Origin of the sequence: Pseudomonas sp. RGM2987, assembly GCF_022952855.1 — a bacterium.
GTDB lineage: Bacteria > Pseudomonadota > Gammaproteobacteria > Pseudomonadales > Pseudomonadaceae > Aquipseudomonas.
On record NZ_JALJDX010000024.1, the window covers coordinates 1 to 765 of the forward strand.

The 765-nt window shown below is 68.0% G+C and carries 1 protein-coding gene; it reads left to right on the plus strand.

Annotated elements, in window-relative coordinates:
- Positions 1–2: 2 nt before the first annotated feature.
- Positions 3–765, plus strand: a 763-nt coding sequence (locus tag RGM2987_RS00095; protein ID WP_245138090.1) for a PAAR domain-containing protein, incomplete at its 3' end; no start/stop codon positions are given.

Here is a 765-nt window from a genome sequence, read left to right on the forward strand (position 1 = left end):
GCATGTCTGACGCACTCTGGGCCGCCCGCCTGGGCGATGCGCTGGAGCACACCTCGATGATGGCCGACATCCTCGGCGGGGTGCTGGAGGTGGCGGCGAACATTGCGATCACTGCCGTGGCGACGGCTGCGGTGGTCGCCGCCACCGGCATTACCGTTGCCACCGGGGGACTGGGCTGTTTTTTGCTCGGTGCCGTGGTGGGTGCGGTGGTTGGCATCGCCATGAGCAAGACCGGGGCCGACAAGGGCCTGAGCGGTATTTGCGAAGGCATCGGCAACGCCCTCTTTCCGCCCACGGTGCAGGCCAACATCCTCACCGGCGCCACCGACACCCTGACCAACAACATCCCCGCCGCCCGCGCCGCCGGGGCGATTCAATCCCATGTCGCGCCGGCCGGCACCGAGCTGGAAGAACCCGAGGCCGAACCCAGTTACCTGGACATGGCCGAGAATTTCTTCTCGCAGATGTGGCGCCCCACCGTCGCCACCCCCGCCCCCGGCGCCGTGCCCAAGCCGCTGGACATGATCGTCTGCATGAAGCACCCGCCGATGCCGCCGCAGTTTTTGGCCGAAGGCTCGGACAAGGTCACCATCAACGGCCAGCCCGCCGTGCGCAGCGGCGACCGTAGCACCTGCGATGCCAAGGTCGTGTCGTCCGGGCTGATTTCCTCCAACGTCACCATCGGCGGCGGGTCGGTGGTGGTGCGTGAGATTCGCAGTGGCAAGACCCCGGGCGTGGGCTTGGCGGTGACCGCGCTGCTGATGC